Annotated in this window: 22 protein-coding genes and 1 other annotated feature; of the genes, 14 read left to right on the top strand and 8 right to left on the bottom strand. The window is 49.1% G+C overall.

Annotated features, from left to right (window positions below; all coding sequences use genetic code 11):
* Positions 1-66 precede the first annotated feature (66 nt).
* Together HP399_RS22680 and HP399_RS22675 are read left to right on the top strand one after the other, a co-directional pair.
* A complete protein-coding gene (locus HP399_RS22680) occupies positions 67-720 on the top strand; it encodes a potassium channel family protein (protein WP_007728524.1) in 654 nt (217 codons plus the stop codon).
* Positions 721-724: 4 nt separating this feature from the next.
* Positions 725-1,552, top strand: a complete 828-nt coding sequence (locus tag HP399_RS22675; RefSeq protein ID WP_173619096.1) for a TrmH family RNA methyltransferase — start codon at positions 725-727, stop codon at positions 1,550-1,552.
* Here HP399_RS22675 and HP399_RS22670 read toward each other — a convergent pair.
* Positions 1,549-2,268: a DUF2225 domain-containing protein gene (locus tag HP399_RS22670; RefSeq protein WP_173619095.1), complete on the bottom strand. Its 720-nt coding sequence runs from the start codon at positions 2,266-2,268 to the stop codon at positions 1,549-1,551. The genes HP399_RS22675 and HP399_RS22670 overlap by 4 nt on opposite strands.
* 120 nt (positions 2,269-2,388) lie before the next feature.
* Positions 2,389-2,675: a binding site (T-box leader), on the top strand.
* Between the two features lie 78 nt (positions 2,676-2,753).
* Here HP399_RS22670 and pheS point away from each other — a divergent pair.
* From pheS to zapA, 3 genes are all read left to right on the top strand, one after another.
* Entirely contained in the window at positions 2,754-3,788 is a 1,035-nt protein-coding gene (gene pheS, locus HP399_RS22665; RefSeq protein WP_007728518.1) for a phenylalanine--tRNA ligase subunit alpha, read from the top strand.
* A gap of 15 nt (positions 3,789-3,803) precedes the next feature.
* On the top strand, positions 3,804-6,227 hold the full coding sequence (gene pheT, locus HP399_RS22660; protein ID WP_173619094.1) for a phenylalanine--tRNA ligase subunit beta: 2,424 nt from the start codon (positions 3,804-3,806) through the stop codon (positions 6,225-6,227).
* 81 nt (positions 6,228-6,308) lie between these two features.
* A complete protein-coding gene (zapA, locus tag HP399_RS22655; RefSeq protein WP_007728510.1) occupies positions 6,309-6,584 on the top strand; it encodes a cell division protein ZapA in 276 nt (91 codons plus the stop codon).
* 96 nt (positions 6,585-6,680) lie between these two features.
* On the opposite strand, the gene HP399_RS22650 is transcribed toward zapA, so the two are convergent.
* Positions 6,681-7,055, bottom strand: a complete 375-nt coding sequence (locus tag HP399_RS22650; protein ID WP_017251059.1) for a phage holin family protein — start codon at positions 7,053-7,055, stop codon at positions 6,681-6,683.
* A 245-nt stretch (positions 7,056-7,300) separates the two neighbouring features.
* Here HP399_RS22650 and HP399_RS22645 point away from each other — a divergent pair, with 245 nt between their 5' ends.
* The 6 genes from HP399_RS22645 (at position 7,301) to HP399_RS22620 (ending at position 13,451) form a co-directional block, all read left to right on the top strand.
* Entirely contained in the window at positions 7,301-9,658 is a 2,358-nt protein-coding gene (locus tag HP399_RS22645) for an endonuclease MutS2 (RefSeq protein WP_173619093.1), read from the top strand.
* A 17-nt stretch (positions 9,659-9,675) separates the two neighbouring features.
* Positions 9,676-10,086 (top strand): DUF350 domain-containing protein, encoded by a 411-nt coding sequence (locus HP399_RS22640; RefSeq protein ID WP_007728502.1) that lies wholly within the window; start codon positions 9,676-9,678, stop codon positions 10,084-10,086.
* 279 nt (positions 10,087-10,365) lie between these two features.
* On the top strand, positions 10,366-11,664 hold the full coding sequence (locus HP399_RS22635; RefSeq protein WP_173619092.1) for a nucleotide sugar dehydrogenase: 1,299 nt from the start codon (positions 10,366-10,368) through the stop codon (positions 11,662-11,664).
* 146 nt (positions 11,665-11,810) lie between these two features.
* On the top strand, positions 11,811-12,398 hold the full coding sequence (locus tag HP399_RS22630; RefSeq protein ID WP_173619091.1) for a sigma-70 family RNA polymerase sigma factor: 588 nt from the start codon (positions 11,811-11,813) through the stop codon (positions 12,396-12,398).
* The gene (locus tag HP399_RS22625; protein WP_173619090.1) at positions 12,377-13,144 is read left to right on the top strand and encodes a DUF4179 domain-containing protein; all 768 of its coding nucleotides are present in this window, start codon (positions 12,377-12,379) and stop codon (positions 13,142-13,144) included. Before HP399_RS22630 ends, HP399_RS22625 begins: the two co-directional genes overlap by 22 nt.
* 106 nt (positions 13,145-13,250) lie before the next feature.
* Positions 13,251-13,451 (top strand): cold-shock protein, encoded by a 201-nt coding sequence (locus tag HP399_RS22620; RefSeq protein ID WP_007728493.1) that lies wholly within the window; start codon positions 13,251-13,253, stop codon positions 13,449-13,451.
* A 253-nt stretch (positions 13,452-13,704) separates the two neighbouring features.
* Here the strand turns inward: HP399_RS22620 and HP399_RS22615 are convergent, their stop codons facing one another.
* Both HP399_RS22615 and HP399_RS22610 read right to left on the bottom strand, forming a co-directional pair.
* Entirely contained in the window at positions 13,705-14,532 is an 828-nt protein-coding gene (locus tag HP399_RS22615) for a M55 family metallopeptidase (RefSeq protein WP_173619089.1), read from the bottom strand.
* A 162-nt stretch (positions 14,533-14,694) separates the two neighbouring features.
* Positions 14,695-15,828 carry a glycosyltransferase gene (locus tag HP399_RS22610; protein ID WP_173619088.1) on the bottom strand — a complete coding sequence of 378 codons (1,134 nt, stop codon included), beginning with the start codon at positions 15,826-15,828 and terminating at the stop codon, positions 14,695-14,697.
* 211 nt (positions 15,829-16,039) lie between these two features.
* Between HP399_RS22610 and HP399_RS22605 the strand changes: the two genes are divergently transcribed.
* Positions 16,040-17,386 (top strand): glycosyltransferase family 4 protein, encoded by a 1,347-nt coding sequence (locus HP399_RS22605; protein WP_173619087.1) that lies wholly within the window; start codon positions 16,040-16,042, stop codon positions 17,384-17,386.
* 157 nt (positions 17,387-17,543) lie between these two features.
* On the opposite strand, the gene HP399_RS22600 is transcribed toward HP399_RS22605, so the two are convergent.
* From HP399_RS22600 to HP399_RS22590, 3 genes are read right to left on the bottom strand one after another with little or no spacing between them, the layout of a single operon-like run.
* A complete protein-coding gene (locus HP399_RS22600; protein WP_173619086.1) occupies positions 17,544-18,362 on the bottom strand; it encodes a hypothetical protein in 819 nt (272 codons plus the stop codon).
* Positions 18,355-19,983 carry a hypothetical protein gene (locus HP399_RS22595; RefSeq protein ID WP_173619085.1) on the bottom strand — a complete coding sequence of 543 codons (1,629 nt, stop codon included), beginning with the start codon at positions 19,981-19,983 and terminating at the stop codon, positions 18,355-18,357. The genes HP399_RS22600 and HP399_RS22595 overlap by 8 nt, the downstream gene beginning before the upstream one ends.
* A 4-nt stretch (positions 19,984-19,987) precedes the next feature.
* On the bottom strand, positions 19,988-21,250 hold the full coding sequence (locus tag HP399_RS22590) for an O-antigen ligase family protein (protein ID WP_173619084.1): 1,263 nt from the start codon (positions 21,248-21,250) through the stop codon (positions 19,988-19,990).
* A gap of 189 nt (positions 21,251-21,439) precedes the next feature.
* Here HP399_RS22590 and murJ point away from each other — a divergent pair, with 189 nt between their 5' ends.
* A complete protein-coding gene (murJ, locus tag HP399_RS22585) occupies positions 21,440-22,966 on the top strand; it encodes a murein biosynthesis integral membrane protein MurJ (RefSeq protein ID WP_173619083.1) in 1,527 nt (508 codons plus the stop codon).
* Here the strand turns inward: murJ and HP399_RS22580 are convergent.
* The gene (locus HP399_RS22580; RefSeq protein WP_173619082.1) at positions 22,941-24,317 is read right to left on the bottom strand and encodes a phenylacetate--CoA ligase family protein; all 1,377 of its coding nucleotides are present in this window, start codon (positions 24,315-24,317) and stop codon (positions 22,941-22,943) included. The genes murJ and HP399_RS22580 overlap by 26 nt on opposite strands.
* Positions 24,318-24,563: 246 nt before the next feature.
* Between HP399_RS22580 and HP399_RS22575 the strand changes: the two genes are divergently transcribed.
* Positions 24,564-26,216, top strand: a complete 1,653-nt coding sequence (locus HP399_RS22575; RefSeq protein ID WP_173619081.1) for a putative polysaccharide biosynthesis protein — start codon at positions 24,564-24,566, stop codon at positions 26,214-26,216.
* Positions 26,217-26,262 lie beyond the last annotated feature (46 nt).

Below are 26,262 nucleotides of genomic sequence, written 5' to 3'. Positions count from 1 at the left end.
GTGGCGGATGTTTTGGATGTGCTATAATGCTTGATATTGGTAAGTTCCGTAAAGGAGAAGATTAACATGTCCAAGCAATTTGCCATTATCGGGATGGGACGTTTTGGTTCTAGCGTGGCGAGAACGTTGTACGAGATGGATTATGAAGTCATGGGAATAGATGAGAACGAGGAGCGTATTAACGAAAATATTCAGTACGTAACGCACGCGGTAGCAGCTGATTCTACGGATGAACGCGCCTTGAAGGAAATCGGCATTCGCAATTTTGACGTAGTCGTCGTGGCGATTGGGGTCGATATTCAGGCGAGCATCCTGACGGTATTGACACTGAAAGACTTGGGTGTCAAAAAGATCGTGGCAAAAGCACAGAATGAGCGTCATGGACAAGTATTGTACAAGGTAGGAGCTGACCGTGTCGTATTCCCTGAGCGTGACATGGGGGTGCGGGTCGCCCACAATCTGATCTCCTCTAACGTTCTTGATTTTATTGAGCTGGCAGAGGACTACAGCGTGGCGGAGGTAGTCGTGTCGTCCAAGCTGGTCGGTCAAAACTTGCGGCAACTGGATATTCGGAAAAAATACGAGGTCAACGTTATTGCCATCAAAAGTGGAGATAAATTCAACATCGCTCCTAGCCCGGATGAAGTCATCCAATACGGCGACGTGCTTGTGGTGATCGGGAACAACAAAGACTTACGTGAATTTGAGGAGCGGGCATAGGTTTATGACAAATGAAATCATTACTTCGGTACAAAACCCTCTGGTAAAGCGATTGCACCAGTTGCTATCACGGAAAGGTCGGGAAGAGCAGCAGCGTTTTCTCGTGGAAGGGGCGCATCTGGTAGAGGAGGCGTTAAAAAGCGGGGCGGAGGTAGTCACCGTTATTTACGATCAGCAGCGTGACATGGACCCTGCCTGTCAGCGTGCTCTGGCTAATCATCCGGAAGCTGTCCAGGTCATTGCGGCATCAGAAGTAGTACTGGCGAAGCTGTCCGAAACCAAGTCACCACAAGGAATTGTGGCCGAAGTGAAAAAAACAGCAGCAGATTGGGCAAAATGGGTAGATAAGAAGAGAGAGGAACAAGGCAGCTTGCTACTCCTCTTTTTGGACGAAATACAAGACCCGGGCAACCTCGGCACGATTTTGCGTACAGCAGAAGCGGCAGCAGTTGATGGTGTCGTACTTGGAAGTGGAAGTGTCGATATTTACAATGGAAAAGTGGTACGGGCCACAATGGGAGCACTGTTCCGCATCCCGGTCTTTACACAATCGTTAGTCGAGACGGCAGATGAATGGAAGGCAAAGGGAGGGCGAGTTCTGATCTCTTCCTTGGAGCAAAACAGTGTTTCCTATGACGAGGCTGATTATGCTGGTCTGACGGCAATGGTTATCGGAAATGAAGGAAGAGGCGTCTCCAAAGAGATGTTTGCCAGGGCAGATCAATTCGTTCACATTCCGCTTTATGGCGGCGCAGAGTCATTGAATGCAGCAGTCGCGGCAGGAATTTTTGTATACGAGGCACAACGCAAAAGAAAAGATCGGCATGCTTAGCCGATCTTTTGCTCACTTTTTTTCTCTTTGTACTCTTCGCGCGCGAGCTGCCATTGATCTTGCGCCATCCGGATAATGCCGCTCTCAATGGTGTGGTTGCGAAAAGCTAGTGCTTTGCCGAAATACTTGATGGCTAAGTCAAACTTTTCGAGTCTGCGGTAGAGTTCACCAATCAAGTACAGCAAGCGGACTTCGGTCATTTCCTTGTCGCCGCGTGTATAGTCGGAATGAATATACGATTGTTCATATTCTTCCACGGCCATATCGATAAAGCGCATTTCTTCCGCGATATTTTTCTGGAATCGATAAAGCCATGCGAGACGCAAATACAGACCCGCTTTTACGGAATGGGGCTGATCCGTTAGTTCAGCTGCGTAAATGGCCAGTTTGTAGCTGACAATGGCTTCTGGTACATGACGAACCTTCCCAAAATCTTTTGGCTTCCATTTCGAGGAGATTTGTTCATCCACAATCTGCTTTTGCCAAGGGGCGAGCTTGTCCCGGAATTGATCCGTAAAGGCGAAGCCGCATTCAGGGCAGACATTGACGGTATATAAAATGGGATTTAAAGATTGCTCTTTAAAGGTGGTATAAAAATCGCTGTCGCGATTGACCATCGTCAACGTTCCGCTTCTGATCCTTTTGGTCGAAAAGGTCGCTTGGCAATGGCGACAGTTGCTTGTCTTATCGTAAAGGGCGGAAACATTATCAATCATGTCAAAATCCCCTTTCGAATGGGTAACATATACATGAAAACACTCTCTTGATATGTAACATTTGTAGAATTGAAAGTTCTCTCTTGTTGCGCTATAATTTTCCTTACGTAACAATTATAACGTAAAGCGATGACGGAGACTAGTACGCAGGACCTATCTGTTTTTTCAGGGAGAAGATGTCACAGACTGCGAGCATCTTTAACATGATAGCTGCCGAATTCACTCCAAAGCCGCACTCTGAACCGCTTTTCGCGCAGTAGGAGCAGCCGGGTCATACCCGTTACCAATGATCTGAAGTGAGACAAATGTCTCTTTCCACTAGTGATATTGTCATGTATTTGTCACAGGCTGGAAGTGAATTGTCTAACAAGGGTGGTACCGCGAGAAAAAAGTAACTCGTCCCTTTTCTGGGGCGGGTTTTTCTTTTTTTTTACGTTAGCCTCGATAGAGGTTATTTTATCAAATGAAAAAAGGAGCGATTCGAAGTGCAAACTCGGTTGCAAGAAATGAAAGAGTCCGCACTGGGCCAAATCAGCCAAGTGACAGAAGCCGCACAACTTCAGGATTTGCGCGTCAAATACCTGGGGAAAAAGGGCGAGTTGACAGAACTGCTGCGCGGAATGGGCGGCTTGTCCCCAGAAGAGCGTCCAGTTGTCGGTCAGCTGGTGAATGAAGTAAGGGAAGCCCTGGAAGCAGCGTTCTCCGGCAAACAACAAGCATTTGAAGAAGCGGCTCTCTTTGCCAAGCTTTCTTCTCAAACGATCGATGTGACACTGCCAGGACGTCCAGTACCAGCAGGCACCATGCACCCACTCTCTCGGATCATTGAAGAGATCGAAGACATTTTCATCGGCTTGGGCTTTGAGGTGGCAGAAGGTCCTGAGGTTGAAATGGACCACTTCAACTTCGAGATGCTGAACCTGCCGAAAGATCACCCGGCACGCGATATGCAAGACACGTTCTACGTTACAGAAGAACTGCTGCTCCGTACGCAGACATCTCCTGTGCAAGCACGTACGATGTTGAAAAAAGAAGGTAAGACCCCACTCAAAATGATCTGTCCGGGTAAAGTGTATCGCCGCGATGATGACGATGCGACACATTCCCACCAATTCACGCAGATCGAAGGTCTCGTGATTGATAAAAAAATCGGGATGAGTGACTTGAAAGGTACCCTCTTGACGTTTGCCCGTCAAATGTTCGGGGAAAACCAACAAATTCGCCTGCGCCCAAGCTTCTTCCCGTTCACGGAGCCATCCGTAGAGGTAGACCTACAATGCTTCAACTGCGGCGGTCACGGTTGCCGTGTATGTAAGCAAACAGGTTGGATCGAGATTTTGGGTGCTGGTATGGTTCACCCACGCGTACTGGAAATGGCCGGCTACAACCCTGAGGAAGTCAGCGGCTTTGCGTTCGGTATGGGTGTAGAACGAATTGCGATGCTCAAATACGCGGTAGAGGACATCCGCCATTTTTATACCAACGACGTTCGTTTCCTGCGTCAGTTCAATCGAGGCTAGAGAGGAGAGGCAAAGATGAAGGTATCATACCAATGGTTATCTGAATACGTCGATCTGAGTGGAACGACGCCCCAGGAGCTGGCTGAAAAGCTGACTCGCAGCGGGATTGAAGTAGACGCAGTTGAATCGCGCAACGCAGGTGTATCCGGTGTTGTGATCGGTTATGTAAAAGAACGCAGCAAGCACCCGGATGCAGACCGTCTCAACGTATGCGTCGTTGATGCAGGACAAGGAGAAGACCTGCAAATCGTATGTGGTGCAGCGAACGTAGACAAGGGACAAAAAGTTCTCGTTGCCATGATCGGTGCGAAGCTCCCAGGTGGACTGAACATCAAGCGTTCCAAGCTGCGCGGTGTAGAATCCCAAGGGATGATCTGCTCGGCAAAAGAATTGGGCTTAAACGACAAGCTTCTGGCAAAAGATCAGCAAGAAGGCATTATGGTCTTGCCAGCGGATGCGGAAATCGGAATGGATGCTATTTCGTACCTCGGCTTGGATGACTATGTGCTGGAATTGGGATTGACGCCGAACCGTTCGGATTGCTTGAGCATGCTGGGGGTTGCTTACGAGGTAGCCGCTATTTTGGGCAAAGAAGTGGTATTCCCGCAAATCGAGCTGACCGAAAACGGTGGTGAAAACCCGATCCAAGTCAAGATCGAAGCTACAAATGAAAGTTATCAATACCACGGTCGTCACTTTACTAACGCCAAAATCGCGACATCTCCGCAATGGATGAAAAATCGCCTGATGGCAGCGGGAATTCGTCCGATCAACAACGTGGTAGACGTGACCAACTATGTCCTGCTCGAGTACGGTCAGCCGCTGCATGCTTTCGATGCGACACAAGTAGCTGATCGCTCTATTGTCGTTCGACTGGCAAAAGAGGGCGAAAAGCTCGTGACATTGGATGATCAAGAGCGCACGCTGGATGAGCAAACCTTGCTGATTGCCGACCAGACCAAAGGCTTGGCGATCGCAGGGGTAATGGGTGGAGCGAACTCCGAAATTACTGGCGAGACGAGCGAAATCATCCTCGAAGCAGCTTGGTTCACGCCAAAAACTGTACGTCGCACAGCTCGTATGCTCGGCATGCGTACAGAAGGCTGCGTGCGTTGGGAAAAAGGCGTTGACCAAGCGCGTGTGCAGGAAGCGGGAGAGCGTGCTGCTGCTCTGATTCAGCAATTGTCTGGGGCGACGGTATCCAAAGGAATCAGCTCTGCTGTTGTAAGCGAAGCTGCGCCTGCTGTTGTTTCCGTTACGCTTACAAAAATCAATCAGCATCTCGGAACCAATATGTCGGCTTCTGAAGTATCGCCGATTTTCGAGCGTCTGCAATTCCCATATGAAGTAGCGGACGACAAATGGACGGTAACCGTTCCAACGAGACGTGGCGACATTACGCTGCCAGAGGATTTGGTGGAAGAGGTTGCACGTCTGTATGGCTACGACAACATTCCGACCAGCTTGCCTTCCGGTTCGACTACACAGGGACAGTTGACTAAAGAACAGCAATTGCGCCGTACCATCCGTCATCACCTGATCGGTACTGGAATGAATGAAGCGATTTCCTATGCACTGGTTCATCCAGATCGTGTCGAGGCAGTAGCGGGTCTGCACCAGGAAAAAGTAAACCCTGTTGCGCTCATGATGCCAATGAGTGAAGACCATAGCGTTCTGCGCACGAGTTTGATTCCAAGCCTCTTGGAAACAGTGGCTTACAATAAAAACCGCCAAAACCACGATGTCGCGATTTTTGAATTGGGCCGTGTGTTCTTGACGAAAGAAGAAACACTCACGCAGCTTCCAGAAGAGCGTCTGTATGTAGCGGGTGCATTGACTGGACAACTGCTCACACAAAACTGGATGGGCGCTAAACAGCCTGTTGATTTCTTCCAAACCAAAGGGATTGTCGAATCACTCTTTGCTCGTTTGGGTATCCAAGCTGCCGAATACAAAGCGGTTCAGGACATCGCAGGTATGCACCCAGGACGTACCGCAGAAGTATGGGTAGGAGAAAAACGTCTGGGCTATCTGGGGCAAGTTCATCCGGGCACAGAAAAAGCGTATGATCTGTCCGAAACGTACGTATTCCAATTTGATGTAGCTGCTTTGATTGATGTGTCTGCCGAGGTAGGACATTACAATCAGTTGCCGAAGTCCCCAGCGGTAACGCGTGACTTGGCTCTCGTTGTGGATCGCAGTGTAGCTGCTGGTGCATTGGAAGCAACGATTCGTGAAGCGTCAGGTGAGCTGCTCGAGTCCGTAACCTTGTTCGATGTATACATGGGTGAGCGTATCGCCCAAGATAAGAAGAGCATGGCATTTGCCCTCGTATTCCGTCACGCAGAGCGTACTTTGCAGGACGAAGAGATTCAACAAGTGACTACTGCTGTCATCGAAGCCTTGAAAAACAACACAGGCGCTGAACTGCGCATGTAAGATTGCTTGACGAAAACTGACATTTTCAGTAACCTAAAAAGGATAAAGTAGAGCAAAGGTCGCAGTAGGGAGGTACCTCTCGTGCAAGGTGATGGGAAAAATCGTTTGACGGTGGACATCTTTGGCCAACAATACCGGCTCAGTGGCAAGGCAAGTGTCAATCACATACGCATGGTGGCCGGTTTCGTTGATGATAAGATGAACGAAATCGCAAACGGCAACCATCGACTGGATACTGCCAAAATTGCCGTACTTTCTGCGGTTAATATCGCGGATGAATACTTCCGCTTGCGTCAGGAGTACGAAGAACTGCTGAAAATCATTCAGGAAGAGGCAAAGGCTAAACCGATAGATTAAGGAAAAGAGGGGCGCAATGCCTCTCTTTTCACGTTGTGGGTAATAATGAGAAGAGCCACCCCGTCTTTGATGGGATGGCTCTTTGTTGCATCTTGCCTATGTCTCCTGCTTGTTCCCGGCATCTCCATTGCGCATATCCATATGGGTTTTGATCGGGATAAACAAGTCGATGATCCCGATCACCAAGGAAGCCAGAAGCGCTCCAAGAATCGTTACGCGGAAGCCAGAGACGATGAACTGAGTGAGATAAATCACGACGGCACTGACCAAGAAGCCAATAATACCACGATTGTACGGCGAAATTCGATCTCCGAAAATGGCTTCTACGGCCCAGCCAATCAGTGCGATGACAACGGCCGCGAACAGAGCTGTCCAAAAACTGCTAACCGAAAAGCCGGGGACCAGAAATCCGACAAACATCAGGACTACGGCAGCGACGATAAAGCGGACGATATGGCGCATGATCGTCAAGTGTACTCCTCCTTTAGGGTTGTTTCACCTTTCATTCTCTCACGCAATGAGTAGAACTATGCTAAACGAAAACGTGTAAAATTATCCTTCGCCGGTGGTGCCTGTCCGAAGCTATCCGTTGCCCAAGTTTTCTAAGCTCCGCTGCCATGCTATAATGGGGAGATATCGTAATGATTGCCGGTATAGACCGTCGCTCCCGCCCGCACGGTACAACGGTCGCCGCTGGATAAAGAAGGAGGAGCACAGTGGAACAACGGGTTTTAAAGACGTTAGAATACGATAAAATAGTCGCCCTGTTGATTGACAAGGCATCTTGCACATATGGTAAAGAAAAAGCATCAGAACTGATTCCTTTTTTACGCTTGGATGAAGTCATTACTGCTCAGCAAGGGACTGAACAAGCAGCAACCGTGTTGCGCTTGAAAGGCAGCGTGCCTCTCGGTGGCATTCGCGATATCCGCGGTCCCGTACAGCGCGCCAGATTGAACGCCATGCTCGCCCCGATGGAATTGCTGGATATCGCCAGCACCGTTATGGCCGGACGCAGGCTCAAAACGTTTTTGCTCGATATGTGTGAGGATCACGAGCTGCCATTATTGCAACAGGAGGCAGAGCGTATTGAGGGCCTGCGCGAGTTGGAAACCGAAATTCGCCGCTGTATTGATGAAAATGGCGACATTTTGGATAGCGCGAGTCTTGAATTGCGACAGGTACGTCAGGAGATTAGACAGCTCGAGTCGCGCATTCGCGAAAAGCTCGATCAAATGACACGCTCGTCTACTTACCAAAAAATGCTGATGGAAAATATCGTTACGATTCGTGGCGATCGTTTCGTTATTCCGGTGAAGCAGGAGTATCGCTCTGTATTTGGCGGAATTGTCCACGACCAGTCGGCATCTGGGGCGACGCTCTTTATCGAACCGGAAGTAATCGTTGAGATGAACAACAAGCTTCGCGAACTACGCCTGCGCGAGGAACGTGAAGTGGAGCGCATTCTGTATGTGTTGACGGAGCAGGTATCCTTTGCGGTAGAGGCTTTGATCGAGAACACAGAAGCGCTGACAGAGCTCGATTTTATGTTTGCCAAGGCTCAGCTTGCCTGGAGCATGAAAGCGATTTGCCCACGTATCAATGATCGCGGATACGTAAACATGCGAAAAGCGCGTCATCCACTCATTCCACGAGAAGTTGTCGTTCCTGTAGATGTGGAGCTAGGTGGAGAGTATCAGGCGATTGTTGTGACTGGCCCGAATACAGGCGGAAAAACCGTTTCCCTCAAAACAATCGGACTGCTGTCCTTGATGACCATGGCAGGCTTGCATATTCCTGCAGAGGAAGAGAGCGAGATGACTGTATTCTCCTCCGTTTTTGCCGATATCGGGGATGAGCAATCCATCGAGCAGAGCCTGTCTACATTCTCGAGCCATATGACCAATATTATTCAAATCTTGGCGAAAATGGACGACAAGAGCTTGGTTCTGTTTGACGAGCTAGGGGCAGGAACAGACCCGACAGAGGGTGCTGCTCTGGCCATGTCCATCATCGACCATGTGATTGATTCCGGCGCGAGATTGGTCGCAACGACTCACTACAGCGAATTGAAGGCGTATGCCTACGATAGACCAGAGGTCATCAACGCCAGCGTAGAATTTGACGTACAGACGCTGCGTCCTACTTATCGCTTGCTCATCGGGGTGCCAGGTAGGTCCAACGCGTTTGCCATCGGAAGACGTCTGGGATTGCCAGAACACATCATTGATGTAGCGCGCGGCTCAATCAGTGAGGAAGACAATCAGGTCGAGAGCATGATCGCTTCGTTGGAGCGTAATCGCAAGTCGGCGGAAGCAGACAGGTTAGCGGCAAAAGCGGCACGCGAGGAAGCGGAAGAGCTGCGTAGACAGCTGGAAGAAGAGCGCGCGCAATTTGCTGAAGAGAAAAACAAGCGAATGGAGCGAGCAGAGGACGAAGCGCGAATTGCTGTCCAACTCGCAAAAGAAGAAGCTGAAACGATCATTCGCGAGCTGCGCGAAATGATGGCAGAAGGCATGGAAATCAAGGAGCATCGTCTCATCGATGCGAAGAAGCGCTTGGGCAATGCCGTCCTTGAGCTGGAGAAGGAAAAGGTGAAGAAGCCAGCAAAAGCAGTTCGTGCCACACAGATCAAGGTGGGCGACGAGGTAATGGTGACGAGCTTCGGACAAAAAGGAACCGTGCTGGAAAAAGTAAACAATGAAGAATTCCTCGTGCAGATCGGGATCATGAAAATGAAAGTGAAGCGCGATGATATGCATGTACAAAACTCGATCCAGCAAAAACCACAAGCGGCTCCGTACACCTCTGTGAAGCGTCGCAGTGAGAATATCAAGATGGATCTCGACTTGCGCGGCTACAACGTCGAGGACAGCATTCGGGAAATCGATCAGTTTTTAGATGATGCTCTGTTGGCAGGCTTGCACTCGGTCTCCATTATTCACGGACACGGGACAGGGGTACTGCGCAAAGGCGTGCACGAGTATTTGAGAAATCATCGCAATGTAAAATCCTTCCGCTTAGGTGGTCAAGGAGAAGGCGGCGTAGGTGCTACCATTGCCGAATTGAAATAAGAGGTCGGGAGGGACATATGGAAAGCCTTCTACACAATCCATATTTTGCAACTGCAGCTTATTTTACTGTGTCTGGACTGGCGATGGTTTTATTCTTAGCCATTTTTGAACTAGTGACGCGTTATCGTGTTTGGGAAGAATTGAAGCGTGGGAACATGGCAGTAGCAATGGCAACAGGCGGGAAAATTTTTGGGATCGCGAACATTTTCCGCTATTCCATTCAGGCGCATTTGTCTTTGGGCGAAGCATTGATTTGGGCGACATTCGGATTTTTCCTGTTGTTGTCTGCTTACTTCATTTTTGAATTCATGACCCCTACATTTAATGTCGATCAGGAAATTGCAAAAGATAACAGGGCCATTGGTTTTATTGCGATGGTCCTGTCCATCGGTTTTTCGTATATCATAGGGGCATCCTTGCCTCGTTAGACGGGTTGAACGATATTTCAAACGAGAGTATAATTTGATTTGGCGAAAGAGTACCAAACTATTCTGCCCAATCAAAGTCCTTTTTACGAAAAAGAGGACAAGCCAAGATTGTATGGGGGAGGAACAGCCTTGGAAACGTTGTACAAGGTCCTCATCGGATTGTGTGTGCTTTTTATCGCTGCAGGTGTTTACTACCTGTCCTAAAAATGAGCAAGTTGGGCGCGTGACTACTACAGTCATACGGACCTTACTTAGAGAATGTGAAAGAGGAGATACGCAATGACTCAACCTGTACGCGTAGCTGTTGTGGGATTGGGGTTTGTAGGCCTGCCGTTGGCGCTTACCTATGCCATGAAAGGAGCAAACGTCATCGGTATTGACGTCTTACCGCATGTCGTCGATGAGATCAATGCGGCACATTCCCATCACCTGGAGTCCTATCAGGGAAAAACGTTGCCAGAGATCCTCAAAGAGCAGATTGAAGCAAAACGTTTCCGTGCAACGTCCTCCTATGAGGAAGCGGCTGCGGAAGTCCATAACTATATTGTAACAGTCGGATTGCCTGTTCATAACGGCGATCCAGATCTCGGACCGCTGAAAAGCTGTGCACAAGCGCTCGGTCGCGTACTGAAAAAAGGCGATACCATCATGATCCGCAGTACCGTCGTACCAGGAACGACAGAAGATGTGATTCTGCCGATTTTGGAGGAAACAAGCGGTCTTGTTGCTGGTGTCGATTTCTTCCTGACATACTGCTCGGAGCGAATTGCAGAGGGGCGTGCTTTTGAAGAGTTCATCCATATGCCGCTCGTTCTGGGTGGTATCAATGAACAAAGCGCTGAAAAAGGAAAAGAGTTGTTGTCCTTCATCAGCGAGACGGACATTACGATCACGGATATCCGCGTAGTTGAGACAGCAAAAGTCATCGAGAACATCCAGCGTGATGTGAACATTGCGATGGTACAGGAATTCGCTCGTTTCTCCGAGGCATTCGGCATCGATACGTTCGAGTTGATCAAGGTTGCCAATACGCACACGCGTGTAAACCTGTTATCGCCAGGACCGGGTGTAGGTGGCTTCTGCTTGCCAAATGCGCTGTACTACTTGCAGCCTAAGGCACGTGAATTGGAAGTAAACCTGCCGATTCTGCAACTGGCTCGCAACACGAATGATGCAGTACCAGAAGTGTTGATTGGCATGCTCGAGCAAGCCTTGAAGAATAATGGCAAGACATTGGTAGGAAGCCGCGTAGCTGTATTGGGGATGGCGATGAAAGACTTTTCCAATGACGACCGCGTAAGCCCTGTCCACGACCTGATCAAGGTGCTCATAGCAAAAGGAGTAGACGTTCGTTCCTACGATCCGGCTGTTCCGACTGTGTATGATCACAAGGTTGACAGTCTGGAGAAAGCAGTGAATGGAGCAGATGCGTTGTTCCTGACTGCTGTCCAAAAGGAATTTGCTGAGGCGGATTGGGCCAATGTCGCTGAAAAGATGGCTGACGCGCCGATTCTCTTCGATACGAAGAACCGCATCCCGCGTGATCTTGTCAGCAAGGCGACTGTGGTGCGCATTTAATTCTTGAATAAGTTCCACTGATTCGTACGAGAAAACCTCTCTAAACGCACGTAGAAGCGTTTGGAGAGGTTTTTTTTCAAAAAGTAGTGAACCATATTGAACGAGAGAGCCAATACAAGGTGTATACAATTTCAGGGGGCCCTCCGATGAATGATCAAATGTTAGAACTGTGGCTGGACCGTTTGCTTGATGGAGACCAGGAAGCTTTTGAGGTAGTCTACAGCATGACGCGGACAAAAATTTACGGTACCGTAGCAGCCATGGTCACGAATAAAGAAGATGTTCATGATATTGTAAGCGAAATTTACTATCAGCTTTGGAGATCACTGCCTGCCTATGATCGCAAGCGTCCGTTTCTTTTCTGGGTGAATGGGATTGTCATTAGACAGGTGAAAAACTGGCGTAGACAGATTTGGAGAAGATTCCGTCTGTTAGAACGAAAACAGAGCTTGGAAGAAGAGCAACATGTCGAAACGCCGGATGAGCCAATGCTTGCGATGGAGTCTGCCACAGAGATGCAGCAAGCAATCCAAAAGCTGCCGTTCAAGCTGCGCATCGTCGTGATTTATCGGTATTACTACGATTTCACGTACGATCAGATTGCCGAACTGCTGCAAATACCAGTGGGCACAGCAAAATCGAGAAATCATCTGGCATTAAAGCGAATCCGAGAGTGGATTGACGTCGAATGGAATGAGGAGGAACTCCAAACATGTCTATCGAAAAAATCGTAAAACAGTCGATCACCAAACAAATTGACGAGACTAGGATCCCTGATGTAGTAGACCAGCGAGTCAGGCAGTCCTTTCATCGCTATCACGAAAAAAAGGAGCCTGTAACGATGATGAAAAAAAGATTAGTTATGATGGGATTGGTTGCTGCTATTGTACTGCCGACTGGCGTATATGCGGCTTTAAATGGAACTTCATATTTTGCAGACAAACCAAAAGACTTGAACAGTTTGGTGGATGAAGGGGTTAAGCGAGCAGCGGCAGAAGGGTTGTCCATACCGATCGATCAAAAAATAACCGATCAAGGAATTACCATTCATTTTACGGAAGTGTATGCGGAAGAATCCAAAGTTCTGCTGCACTATCGTATCGAACAACAAAACGGCGAACTGGTGCCTTTCGAGTTCGATACGACAGGATTAGATGTGGTAGGCGAACAAAATGGCAATCCCGTGTACCAGGATAAAGGCGTGGAAGGTACGAGTGTCCTAAACTTTATCGGGACCAGCAAAGAGGATCATTTGCCTTTCTACTTAACTGACGAGTCTGGTAAGGAAGTAGAGGTGGGAATAGCGGATCACGATAAGCCAGAGGGCGTTCTTGCCTTCCTCGCGAGTGGATTCAAGCTACCGCAGCCACTCACCTTGAATGTCGATGTGAACCGGATCGGCAAAACAGCGGGCAACTGGAAGGGACAAATCATTGTGGACCAGAGTAAAGCAGAAGAAGCAACAAAGGCTGCGAAATAGGAGAAAAAAACTAGACCACGTATAATAAGCCTCGTAAATGGCAATAGTAACCGAGGTAAGACAATATTTCAAATGTCATGTAAGGGTTACATGCTAGGAGGCAAAAATGGAACGTGGAAGAGTAAAGTGGTTCAACAGTGAAAAAGGTTTCGGTTTTATCGAGCGTGATGGTGGAGATGACGTTTTCGTTCACTTCTCCGCTATTCAGGGCGAAGGATACAAATCCTTGGACGAAGGGCAAGAGGTGGAGTTTGACGTAGAAAACGGTCAACGCGGTCCTCAGGCGACGAACGTTCGGAGACTATAAAAGCTGAAACGACAAGCAGACTCAGGTGATGGGTCTGCTTTTTTAATTTGGTTGAAGTAGCTGCAGTGGGGGAAAGAAGCGCATTTCCAGTCTACGCTTCGGCCTACGCCCTGCTGAGCTAGGGTGGGCTCCAGAGGCGCTAGGACTGGAAATGCGCTTCTTTCTCAGTGGCTTTATAAAACCAATTAAAAAATGGAAAAAAAGAAGAGAACGGAAGAACTGATTTCAGCCCTTCCGTTCCTCCCTTAGCTTTTTAAAAAAATTCAGCACCCGACGCCAGGTTCAGCATGGCGCGCATCGTTTTGTACATATCTTGCGGATTGGCTGCATTGTAATAAATCGTGTTTGTTGCTGTTTCATAGCGCGTGCCCGGGACAATTGCGGCCATCTCGGCTTGTCCTGCATGCGAGAATTCCATCGCCAGTTCTACAGGTACAGCTGTACGGAATGGCTGGATGTTGTTCCGGTTGCGCAAGGCATTGGCCGTCTTGCGCTTCAGTTCAGCAGTCGCTTCTTCACGCGAGAGACAGATAGCAGCTGTGCGGGATACAGCTTCTTTCACGATCGCTGTTTGAATGCCTGGAATCAGTTCCTGTGCTTCGACGGCGATGAGATTATCACCAGACACCATGACAACAGGAACGTTGTGCATGCCCGCAATCGCGGCGTTAAAGCCGAACTCACCGACGACCTGTCCGTTGATATACATATTGTGGACAACACCGGACATCGTATGACTGAGCACGCCAGGAATCCCTTGGCGGGTATGATAGCCGATAAACATCGCTGCATCAAAGCTCTCATCGAGTCCTTGCATCATGGATGAATCGCGTGGAGAACCTGCCAACAGTCTCGCTTTTGGATGGAGCTTTTCCCAGAGAATGTTGTTCATCGTGTTGTGACTGTCTGCTACAACAATTTCCGTTACGCCAGACTCAAGTGCAGCTTCAATAACCGCATTGGCATCGTCCGTCATAAACTGGCGGCCACGCTGATAGTTAACCCCCGAATCTGGGTTAATATAGCTCGTATCCACAATACCTGAAATACCTTCCATGTCTACCGAAAGAAATAATTTCATCTCATTTTCACCCTTTCTGTCTGGTGCAGCTTGTTATACAAAATAGTTCCAATTCATATGTAACCAGATTGATCATGAGTAGGCAACCATAAAAACAGATTCTTCAAACAAATCATATGAAAAAGCACGATGCCCGCTGTTCGCGTTTCACCGTGCTTTTCGTTACTTCAGTAACGTACGATATAGAGCAACAATTTGTTCGGTCATGAGTTGAATGGTAAAAGTGGATTCTACTTTGTTCAGCGCGTTTTGCACCATGGTCTCACGCAACTGTGGTGAAGTCCATAGCCGTTCCATTGCTTGCGCCAACAAAGCGGGATTTCCCGGTTCTACGATCAACCCCGTCTCGCCATCGAAAACAAACTCTTTCACACCGCCGACACTGCTTGCTACGACAGGAACCTCCGAAGCCATCGCCTCAATGATCGTATAACCTAGCCCTTCGTACAGAGAAGAGTGGACAAAACCATCTAAGGCATGCAAGCAAGCAGGAATATCTTGCCGAAATCCAGCGAAGCGAACACGCGATTCCAGCCCCAATTCTTTTACCTTGGCTTCGAGACCAGCACGTTCAGAGCCGTCTCCAATCAACACGAGATAAGGGGCCTCTTTCTTGTCCGTCATAAGCGTATGAAAAGCATCGAGCAGAATCGGGAGACCTTTTACGGGAACAAAGCGAGCTGCTGTCCCGAACAAAAAGGCGTCCTCTGGTATGTTCCATTCCGCACGCAGTCGATTGCGGTCATTCGCTCGTAAATGGTTTTGCCGATAAGGCTTCATGTCCATTCCGTTATAAATCACGCTAATGTCAGCCGAACGAACACCCTGCCCCCGTAAAATATCGGCAATCGCACCACTGATCGCGATATAATGACGGTTCCAATGTCTCGTGCTCATTTCCATTATGCTGACAATGGCATAGGCCAAGGAGCTTGTATAATCATAACGGAGGGAGCTGTGAACAGTGGTCAGCAAAGGCACCTTCATACCGCGAGCAGCCAGTCGGGAAAAGAAATTGGCTTTAATCCCATGCGTATGGATGATCGCTGGTTGGAATGTGGAAAAGGCATTCCGCAGAGCCTGAAGCAATCGTAAGTCAAAACGTCCGAACTGATTCAGTGTAATGACTTGGATGCCTGATTCCCGCAATTTACTCGCGAATAGAGAATCATAGAAGCATACGACTGCGACATCTACTTCGTCGACAGGAAAAGTAGTGACCAAATTGAGAATATGTTGTTCAGCACCGCCAAATTCCCCCCCGCCAATCACGTGGAGGACTCGTAATTTGCTCATCTGAATTCACCCGAATCGTAATTAAAAAACCTCTTACCGAGGTATGTAAATGGAGGTACGACCGAATAGAGGCGGTGTACCAAAAAAATGAACGATCATTTATAAACAAAGCCATTTTCACTATAGCAGATGCCCGCTAGATTCGCAATAAGACAGCACTTATGGTATCGTTGATGATGGAAAATTGAAATGGAGAAGGACGGTTACGTAAATGAATACGCACAACGTGTTGATCATATGCTACATATTTCCTCCTATTGGTGGAGGCGGCGTGCCAAGACCGTTGAAAATGGCCAAATATTTGGGGGAGTTTGGCTGGAATGTCCATGTGCTGACAGTAGATCCTGCTTATCATGCGACGCTCGATCCATCCCTTTTGGCACAGCTGCCGAGTGATGTCACCATTCACCGTGCGAAGGAGTGGCAGTTGTTGCCGAATCGAGGGGGGCAAGCCGCATCAGCTAGTGCCAATACAACGTCCATACCATCGCAGCCTTCGTTCAAGGCGAAGGTAAAAAAACAGGTCGTCAATGTGCTGAAAAAAGTAAAGCCATTCTTGTTGATTCCAGACGACCAAATCCTATGGATGCCGAATGCGCTCAAGCTGGGGCGGGAGATTATGCGCCGTGAAAAGATCGACGTGATTTTTTCCACATCGGGACCAGTAACGAACCATTTGGTTGCGAAAAAGCTTTCCCGTGAGTTTGGCTGCAAATGGGTAGCGGATTTCCGTGATCCGTGGACGCAAAATATGCACACCTCTGGCATCGAATGGCGAGAGCGCATGGAAGAGCGAATGGAGGAGGCGGTGATGTCCCAAGCGGATGCGATCACGACCGTTACCGCGACCTTCGCCTATAATTTTCGAGAGAAGCACCAGGACCGCATCAAGCGGATGGAGCTGATCTACAATGGGTTTGATCAGGCTGATTTTCAAGGTTTGGCTGCCAGCCATGCTGCTCCGAACAAATTTCATGCGGTGTACGCCGGTATTTTGTATCAAAAGCGCAACCCACGCCTTCTCCTGCAAGCCATCCGGGAACTCATCGATGAAAAAGCAATAGACCGAAATGATCTCTTGCTCAGCTTTGCCGGGGTGTTCGATTATCCGGGGTATTCCGAAAATCGCGACTGTGTAGAAGCATTGGGGCTGGGTGACATCGTTCGGGTACTGGGGAACCTGCCGCATAAAGAAGCGCTCGGACTGATGAAAGGTGCGAATGCCCTCTTGCTGATCGGGGATGTGTCCGCTGACGCCGGAGCGTATATTCCGGGCAAGCTCTACGAATACATGGGGATCGGCAACCCGATTCTTGCTCTGAACAAAAGAGGCGAAGCGACAGAGATTATTGAAGATTTCCGTCTCGGACAAGTAGCCGATCCAGAGCAAAAAGACGAGATCAAGCAAGCGTACTTGAAGTTGTATCAGGAGTGGAAAGCCCAAGGACAAACGGGTAGCGAGGAACGTGGAGCGGATTTTGCAGAGCGTGTGAAACCGTACGAACGCCGTGAACAGGCGAAGCAATTGGCGCAATTGATGGATGAATTGGTAAAATAATTGTACAGTATAGCCCGCCCCGGAGCCATTGAAGGCTGCGGGGTTTTCTTCGTGACAGACATACTTCTTCTGCTTCAAAATAAAAGGACCTGACGATAATAGTCAGGTCCTGATTCGTACCGATCAGTCTGCTGCCACGCGAAGGTAGCAGACTTTTTTAGTACAACAAATATTTTTCTACTTCTTCCGGTTCTTTGATGTGAATGCCACCCGTATCATCGTATTTAAACAGGTTGAACATCACTTGTTGGTCCATCGTTCCGGCTTCAGGCAGCGGCAGAATGATCCACGTTTCGTACTGGTGGATCAGACGATCTTCCTTGCCGAACCAAAACGTTGTCTTGATCGTGGATTCCTTCAAGATGTAATCCAGATCAGGGCGTTCTCCCAGTTGCTTTTTCAATGGTTCAAACAGTGGGCTTTGGCTATTTTTCAGCCATTCTGCTCCTGTCATTTTCAATTGAAACGGAACGCTGACGACGCCAATTACTTTTTCCTCAGGCAATTGGACGGCCTGGTCCATGAAAGGCAGCCAGTCCTCGAAGCCTTTCAATACGTCGAAGGCAAGCGGCTCATCCGGAGCGGTTACAAACTGCTCGTTTGCCTTGATGTAGCGTTTGTCGTGAATCCGATAGTACGAATACGGTTGGGCTGCGATGCGTGCATCTACATTGTAGCCTTTCCCGTTGATGACAGCTCCATTGAACATGCTCGTTGTGGAGCGGGACAGGATCGTATTTTTTACATGGCCCTTGTACCAGTAAGTTTGTGCATCTTTATCCGTCTTGCCTTTTTCCAGAGCCGTTTTCAGCCACTCCGCACCTGACTCTGTTTGGACGGTGGTCGTTTGATCTGGCTTCTGGTCAAAATTGGTGGTGGCAAAAGCCTTCGTCCCTGATTCATAGGTGCAGCCACCGAGCAGCGAGGCTGTGCAGATGGCAGCGAGCAGTGCCCATGCTTTCGTAGCTTTACGCATGGCGGAACCTCCTTACGACTCCGTATCCCAAGAGTCCCACGAATAGTGCGATTGTGAGTCCGAATACCGGAATGTTGTGCTGCTTGAACACGAGAATGCGATGTGTATTGTACATGTTCGCAACGATTTCATTTTTCTTGTCGCCGTCGATATCTCCGATTTGGACATTGATCAGCGGCATGTAAATGCGCCAGTTTTGTTTCAAGCCCTCTGGCGTGTAGTCATAGCCAGCCAAATAGCGAGTATCTGTGGTACTTACCCAGCTCTTTGCTTTGGCTATGATCTCAGGCTTTTCGTTGTTGCCGATGGTAGCGAAGTTAGAGAAGCGGAAGCTCTTGTCGCGATCTCCGCTAGCCCACAAAATCTCCCACGTGCCGTCTGGCTTCGGCTTCAAGATGTACGATGGCTTTCCTGCAACGAGTAGTTCATCGACCTTGTCGTTGTCGATATCGGCAGGAATGAACTCGCCTGTTGCCAATTCAGCCTGTTTGCGTGTCAGTGTGTACGATTCTGTCAGTGTGCCATCTGGCTCGACAGACAGTACACTCAGGTGCTCGCCCATAACAACGAGGCCCTCGCGGCCATCTGGCAGCATCATGGTGGTCATCAGCTTGGTTGCTTTTGTCGTGCCGCCAAAAGGCTTGCCATCGTAGTTTCCTGTCAGCATACCATCCTTGATATGCAGATCCGTGTATTTCGAGCCGATGATTTGACGCAGGTCCATACTGCCTTCGTTTTCCACCAGCAGGTTTGCGATATTTTCCATATCAAGCATAAACGCACGATATGGTGCCGTTCCGATTTGCATCATGCCTTCTGCATATGGTTGGCGTTGTACATTCGGTACCAACTGACCGTCTTTCATCGTGTAATACGGGAAGCCAGGGTAATCGGTCGGCAATTTTTCCTTGATGATCTCCAAGGTATCTGCCGGGATCTGGTCAATCGGCATCCGCACCATTTGGCCGTCTTTCCAGGTCAGGACGTAAAGAGAAACAGGTTCCGCCTGCAAGTGGCGCAGCTTTTCCGCCATTGCTTTTTTCTCTTCTTCTGTCTCTGGCTTTTCAATTTCTTCAGGAAGTGGAAGCTCCTCGGCATTGCCGTACGTGATGATCTCCATGCTGCCATCGCCATTGACGTCATGCAGCGTGAGCGGGAAGTAATCCACCCAATCTCCGTTGTATAAACGCTCAGACTCGTATTTCACGGTGAAGTTGCTCAGTGCAGTCAGTGTATCTCTGTTGAACGTCACATTCGCCAAGAGGGCGATCAGAACTAACGAGCCGACTGCACGCCAGTTGAGGCGCCCATACCATTTCACGAGAAGCGCAATCACGATGACTGCGATTGCTCCACCGATCAACAGAGCAGCAGTCGTTTTCACATCGACGCGTGTCAGCGCACGATCCAAGAGCAAGAAGCCGATGGTAAACACAAGCACTTGACGACGTTCTGACGGATGGACCACGAAGTAGCAAAAAGCTAGCAGTGGCAGGAAAATGAGTACAGCAATCCATGTTAAATCAAGGAACGCTGGTTTCACGAGCAAATGGTAAATCAGAAACAGGGCAATGGCGTACAGCGCCCAGCTTATCGTTTCGAGAATAGGATTCCGGCGCATGCCCTCACCACCTTTTGTTTTGTGTCTGGTCGACGAATAATGCGCACAGGAAGCCGCCAAACAGCCAGAAATAGAGGGCCATGAACGGCACCTCGAAAATGTTTTCCACGAGGTTATGCGTTGCTACCGCGATTAATCCGCCCAGCAGTCCGAGAATCGCGAAAAAGTGCGGCGAACCCTGGATGTTGCGGATGAGCCCAGCTCCGTATTTGAACATCGTGATCACGGTTCCGATCAGTAGGATGATCCCGATCAGACCGTATTCCGCTAAACTTTTAAAGAAGTAGCTGTCTGAATAAATGGTACCGAAATGGCGAGCTGCAACTGCTCCGCCGTGATGACCGAGTCCGACACCGAACAATGGCTCGATACGCATATTGTCGTATGCTTTTCCCCAGCGCCCGATGCGTCCACCTTCACTGCTAGATTCGAAGTATTCAGGTGTAAACAGCGTGAAAATGCGATCTTTAACTTTTCCAACAAGCGGAACCGAATCAGGAACGAAGAACAGGGCTACAAGCCCGATAATCCCTGCGATCACCAAGTATCCTGCGACTCGTTTGTTCCATATGTAGAAGCAAACAAATGCAGCAAAGGCAAGGGCAAACCAAGAACCGCGGGAACTTGTTAACAGCATGGCGAGCAAAGTCGTCAGCGCAACGATGGCCCAAATCCATTTTTGCTTGCGATCCTTCGTTGTCATAAATAGACCAGCGGCAATCGGTGTAATCAACGCCATATAGCTGCCCAATACGTTCGGGCTCGTTACGAAGGAGAATGCACGCGTGGTAACTGCTTCCCCTTCCTGCACCCATGATTCAGGTGTTTTGACGCCTACGATGACTTGCAAGACACCATACAGTGCCGCTACGAAACCAACCAGCACAAGTCCCTTCATGAACTTGTCTAGGTCTTCCATTGACTTCAATAAATAGAAGCCCATGAAAAAGGCGAGGATGTACTGGTAGACGGAACGGAATCCTTCTACGCTCGCTTCCCAGTTCGCCATGTCTGTCACCATGATGGCAACTCCGAGGACGAAAAGGGCTCCAAGCCAATGTTTGATTCCAGGCATCGTCCGATTTGACTGTAAAAACGCAACGAATGTAAACAGCATCAAGACGATGAGCAGTCCTTCATCCCACAAAGAAGATATGACTGGAATCGGTAGAATCTGTCGCAAGACGTAATCGATTACTGGATAGGCCAACAGCAAATACAACCACGTAGATGATTGGCTTCCCCACTTCAACACGGTTTCTCTCATTTTTATTGTAGTCCTCCTACAGGTAGGGATTAACCTACCTATTATAATGAATCTGACAACCAGGTAGCAAGCCGGGGGGGGAAAGAGGTTGGTAGGAACGGTAGAAATAAGATATGATAACTAGGGAGTTTGAGGATAGAACCAAGCCTGGAACGTAGGGTTTCAAATAGGGATAGGAGATAAGTGGACATGAGTTTGTTAAAAATCGCTTCCATGATTGTCGTGCTGACTCTCGTTGGAAGGCTTCTAGGCTTTTTTCGCAGTGTGTATGTATCCAGCTTGTACGGTACTGGGATGGAGGCAGATGCGTTTAATATCGCGGCAACGATCCCGTTGACGCTGTTCTTGGTCATACCGGGAGCAGTCAATGCTGTACTGATTCCGACGATGCGAGGCATGATGGAAAAAGGAGAGCGGGCGACTGACTTGTATCAGAAGATGCTCACGATCATCTTGGGTATATTCGTTACGCTGTCTGTCTTAGGAGTGGTCTTTTCTTACCAGCTTGCTGCGATGTTCGGACTGACAGGTGAGAAGCTGGAACTCACGGCTAGCATGCTGCAATGGATGTGGCCATCAGCTATTTTCATCGGGTTAACAGGGCTGTGGTCGAGTATTTGTAATGCTCACCAGCATTTCTTTACACCGACGCTTGGCACGGTAGTCAATGGAGCTTTGGTGATTGTCAGCATGTATGTGCTCGTTCCGATGTATGGTCCCATTGGACTTTCGATGGCTACGACAATCGGTTACTTGGCTGCACTGTTGCCGATTCTCCCGACTTTGCGCGGATACGGCTATCAGCACCGCTTTTCTTTCGCTTGGCGTGAGGACGCTTCTCTCAAAGGCATGGGTGAGCGGGTTATTCCGATTTTGATTGGTGCGGTTGTAGCTCAGGCCACAACCTTTTTAGAGCGAGGCTTCGCAGAAGGTCTCGGAACGGGTGTCGTTTCCGCTCTCGCCAATGCGAACCAGATCATGCAATTGCCTCTGGCTATTTTTGTCGGGGCGTTTACGTTGCCGTTATTCCCACTGTTGGCAAGTCACGTCAAGCGGGGGGAAATGACAGAGATGAAGCAAATCTTGCAAAAGGGACTTGCCTATCTCCTCATTTTGCTGTTGCCCGTGACGGTCGGACTTGCGCTATACGCAGAGCCTATCATCCGACTAGCTTTTGAGCGCGGTGCGTTTGATGAGCGTTCTGTCGCTTTGACAGCGTGGGCACTGCCGTTTTACGGCGTGGGACTTTTCTTTTTAGCATCGAGAGACTTGTTGACTCGCGCCTTTTATGCACTGGAAAATACGAAGACACCCGTTATTATCGGGGCGATCGGGATCGGTGTGTATGCCCTTGCCAACTGGTTGCTTATTCCATTGCTTGGTCATGGCGGAATTGCCCTGGCTAATGCAGTTTCGGCTATCAGTCAAGCACTGCTGCTGTTTGTTTTGCTATGGAGGGCGGTAGGCAGTCCTGTACGGGCGAATTTCCTCATGACTGCCGGGAAAACCATTTTGGGCTGCGCAGTTATGGCCGGTGCTATTTTACTCGTCGATCCATGGTTATCCGCATGGCCTGTCTGGTTGTACTTGCCGTTAGGAATTATTGGTGCTGCTGTTTTATATCTCGTGGTGCTCATTTTGGTTCGCGAGCCACTTGTATCAGAGCTGCTGCATAAAGTACGCAAGCGGTCTACTCCAGCGGGAGGGCGCTCGTAAGCGGGAATTCCCGGATTGCATAACGAGTCTTACCCGAGCTTGCAGGGGGAATGGTCTCCACGTAAGAAACTTGGATGCTCACTTGACCTAACGCCGAGCGAATTCCTGCCAAAAGCTTGGCTTCATCGGCAGGTAAAAAACGTTCGGGCTCCTTTACCAGTCTCAGGCTCAGTCGCTCCGGCTCATGCTGAACGATCTGGAAGGTGCGGAAGCTGTCCATATTGCGCACGATGTGATTGAAATAATGTCCGTGCACGTACCGTCCGTTTAGCGATAGGAACATGTCGTCTTCTCTGCCATCGATCGTAGCAAGCAGTGGAAACGGGAGATTGCATGAGCAGGCTGAATCAGAAAGCGCGACGACATCTCCTAATTGGTAGCGCAGGCGAGGCATGACGGTATTGTGCAGGTCTGTAACAAGCAGTGCTCCTGGTTGCCCTTTGTAGACGGGAATATGCGTAATGGGATCGACTACCTCCAAATAACAGTTCCCTGAAAAGGCATGCATGCTCCCTGCCTTGCATTGATAGGCGATGATTCCGCCGTCACGGGCACCGTATTCATTCACAACAGGCGCATCAAAAGCTTGGAAAATCGTTTGCCGCTGGTGTTCGTGCAGGCTTTCTGCTGTAGAGACCACGGCTTTGAGCGGGATTCCGAGTGTCAGGCCGCGTCGTAGCATCATCGTGGCGAGCGTATGAAGTGCGGAGGCGTAGCCGTATAAATAGGCTGGTTGGAAATTCTGGATGAGGCGCAGGTTTACTTCTACATGTCTTTCGTCCAGTTCATAGGCAGAAATCATCATGCGGTTTTTCAACCAGCGCTCCTTCCAGCGGTAGCGACGAGCTTGCTGGGCGTTTAATTCGAGTGGCGAACCCCAAATCATCACACATGGGTCACCTATGCGAATGCCGTACCAGGATAGGCCCAACCAGCGCGCAGCTTCATATCGCTCGACAGTTGGACGATCGAGATAAAAATGGGTAGGCTCACCTGTGGAGCCTCCTGTACGATTTCCAATGAGCCCGCTTGTTTGTAAGCCTTGGCTCATATATTGATCAGCGTGTTGCCGAAAGTGTGCTTTGGTCAGAACAGGAATACGCTGCAAAAAACGTTCAGGCATCTCGCGCATTTTTCTCCAGTCTGGGGCGAAGGTAGTGTAGGCTGGTACGTTTTGTATCGCATGATCGAGTAGCTGCACCAGCTTTTCTCGCTGCTGCACGTTAAGTTCTTCGGCAGATAGATGCTGAGCTGCTTGCAATTCTTTCATGTAACGACGGATGAGATTTCCTTTCAAAGCCTCCATTAACGGCCACTGTACATGGCGGATTAAAAATCCGGTTGTGGGCATAATATCCCCTCCTACTCACAGATCACACAGGCAGACCGCAAGCGGTCACATTCTGTCTAATGAAAAACGTCGACACGTTTTTCACAAAAATCAATGGAATCTGTTTTTCACCAGTATTCCTGCGAAATTCCATCGATATACCTGTTTGCTGGAAGAGGGAAATGATAGTAGGATAGAAAGTGGGTTCATGTCGATTGGTGCTGCCCCACGGGTATCCAGTCAAAGAGACGAATAAAGGAGTTACCCATGTTGAAAAAAAGTCATTTTCTCGCGGGAGCGTTGATCTTAGCCGTAGCGGGGATTTTGTCAAAAGTTATCGGGATGTTTTATCGGATTCCGCTTCAGGAGATAGTGGGCGACAGAGGTCTCGGACTCTATCAGGAAGTATATCCTCTCTACCTGACCTTTCTCATATTGGCGACAGCAGGTGTGCCAGTAGCATTGTCGAGGGTGATTGCAGAGGCATTGGCTGAAGGAAAACAAGGCTCTATTGGACAAATTTTGGCCCGTAGCATGGTCATGATGGGCGCCATCGGACTTGTCTTGTTTGCACTCCTGTACGTAAGCTCCCCACTGATCGCAAAGCTCATGGGGAATCCGCATTTGATTGAGCCAATTCGGGCGATTTCTATGTCGCTGCTGTTCGTTCCCTTGATTGCGGTTATTCGTGGCTTTTTCTACGGCCATCAAAAAATGTTGTTTGTCGGGCTCTCGCAAATCGTAGAGCAGACGTTGCGTGTCGTATTTATTTTGGTAGCTTCCCTGTATCTCGTGTCACTCGGTGAAGATACGGATACGGTGATTACCGGTGTCAACTTCGGTACGATGATCAGTACATTTTTAAGTCTCGGGTTTCTAGCGTTACTCATGTGGCTCCACAACCGGAAAAATTCCGTATTTAGTGGGGCAGAGTGGGGGCGCCTTAGTTGGTGGTATGATCGTGCTTTCTTCGCCTCGATGTGGCGAATTGCCTGGCCGATTTGTGTCAGCGCCTTAGTTATCCCGATTTTCAGCCTGACCGATTCCTTTCTGGCGATTAACATCTTCCGCTACATATGGAATGTGGACGGCTTGACGGCGGATACGTGGTTTGGCATTTACAGCAGGGGAGGACCACTTCTGCAAATGGCGAGCTTGTTCGGTTCGTCGATTGCCCTCTCGATCGTGCCTGCTATTGCCGAAGCGATCAGACAAAAGGATCAGGAACGGATTACGACCTTGACCAAGCTCTCCCTGCGCTTTGCTTGGCTAATCGGTCTACCTGCAGGTCTTGGACTGACTGCTGTAGCTGAAGGGGCCAATCTGGCGTTGTATGGTGATATGGAAGGCACGCGTGCAATGGCGATTTTAGGCATCACGGCGATCCCGCTTTCCTTGTTGCTTGCTACAAACGGGATTTTGCAAGGGATCGGCAAAGAAAAAATCCCTGCGCGTCATCTGCTGTATGGTGTCATTGTAAAAGTACTGGCGACACTCGTGTTTACCTCGATGTTTGGTATGGACGGCTTGTCCCTGTCATGGCTGATTGCTACTGCATTTGTCTGCGTACTCAATATGCGCGTCATCAACCGTTACGTATCGATTCCGATAAACTGGCGCTTCGATACCATTTATCCGTTACTGGTGGCTAACCTCATGCTGATTCTGGCTTGGGGAGCGACTGAGGCAGTAGATTTCCTGTTCAGGGGAAGAGAACCAGTGCGTATTTTGGGAGCGATAGAGACCGTCGCTGGAGTCGGTGTAGGACTTGTTGTCTACTTGGGACTGCTTATCATCATTCCACTCATTGAGGATAAGGAACTGGACTGGCTACCAGGCGGAAACAAGCTGCGCGCCTTTATCCAATTCATTCGGAAGAAGCAGGCTTCCTCGTTAAAGTCTAATACGCATAACGATTGATAAAATCGAAAAAACCCCTTTCTCAACAAACGGAGGAAGGGGTTTT

Origin of the sequence: Brevibacillus sp. DP1.3A (genome assembly GCF_013284245.2) — a bacterium.
GTDB lineage: Bacteria > Bacillota > Bacilli > Brevibacillales > Brevibacillaceae > Brevibacillus.
Note: the sequence above shows the minus strand (reverse complement) of the source record. Positions and strands in the feature narration are given on the sequence as shown.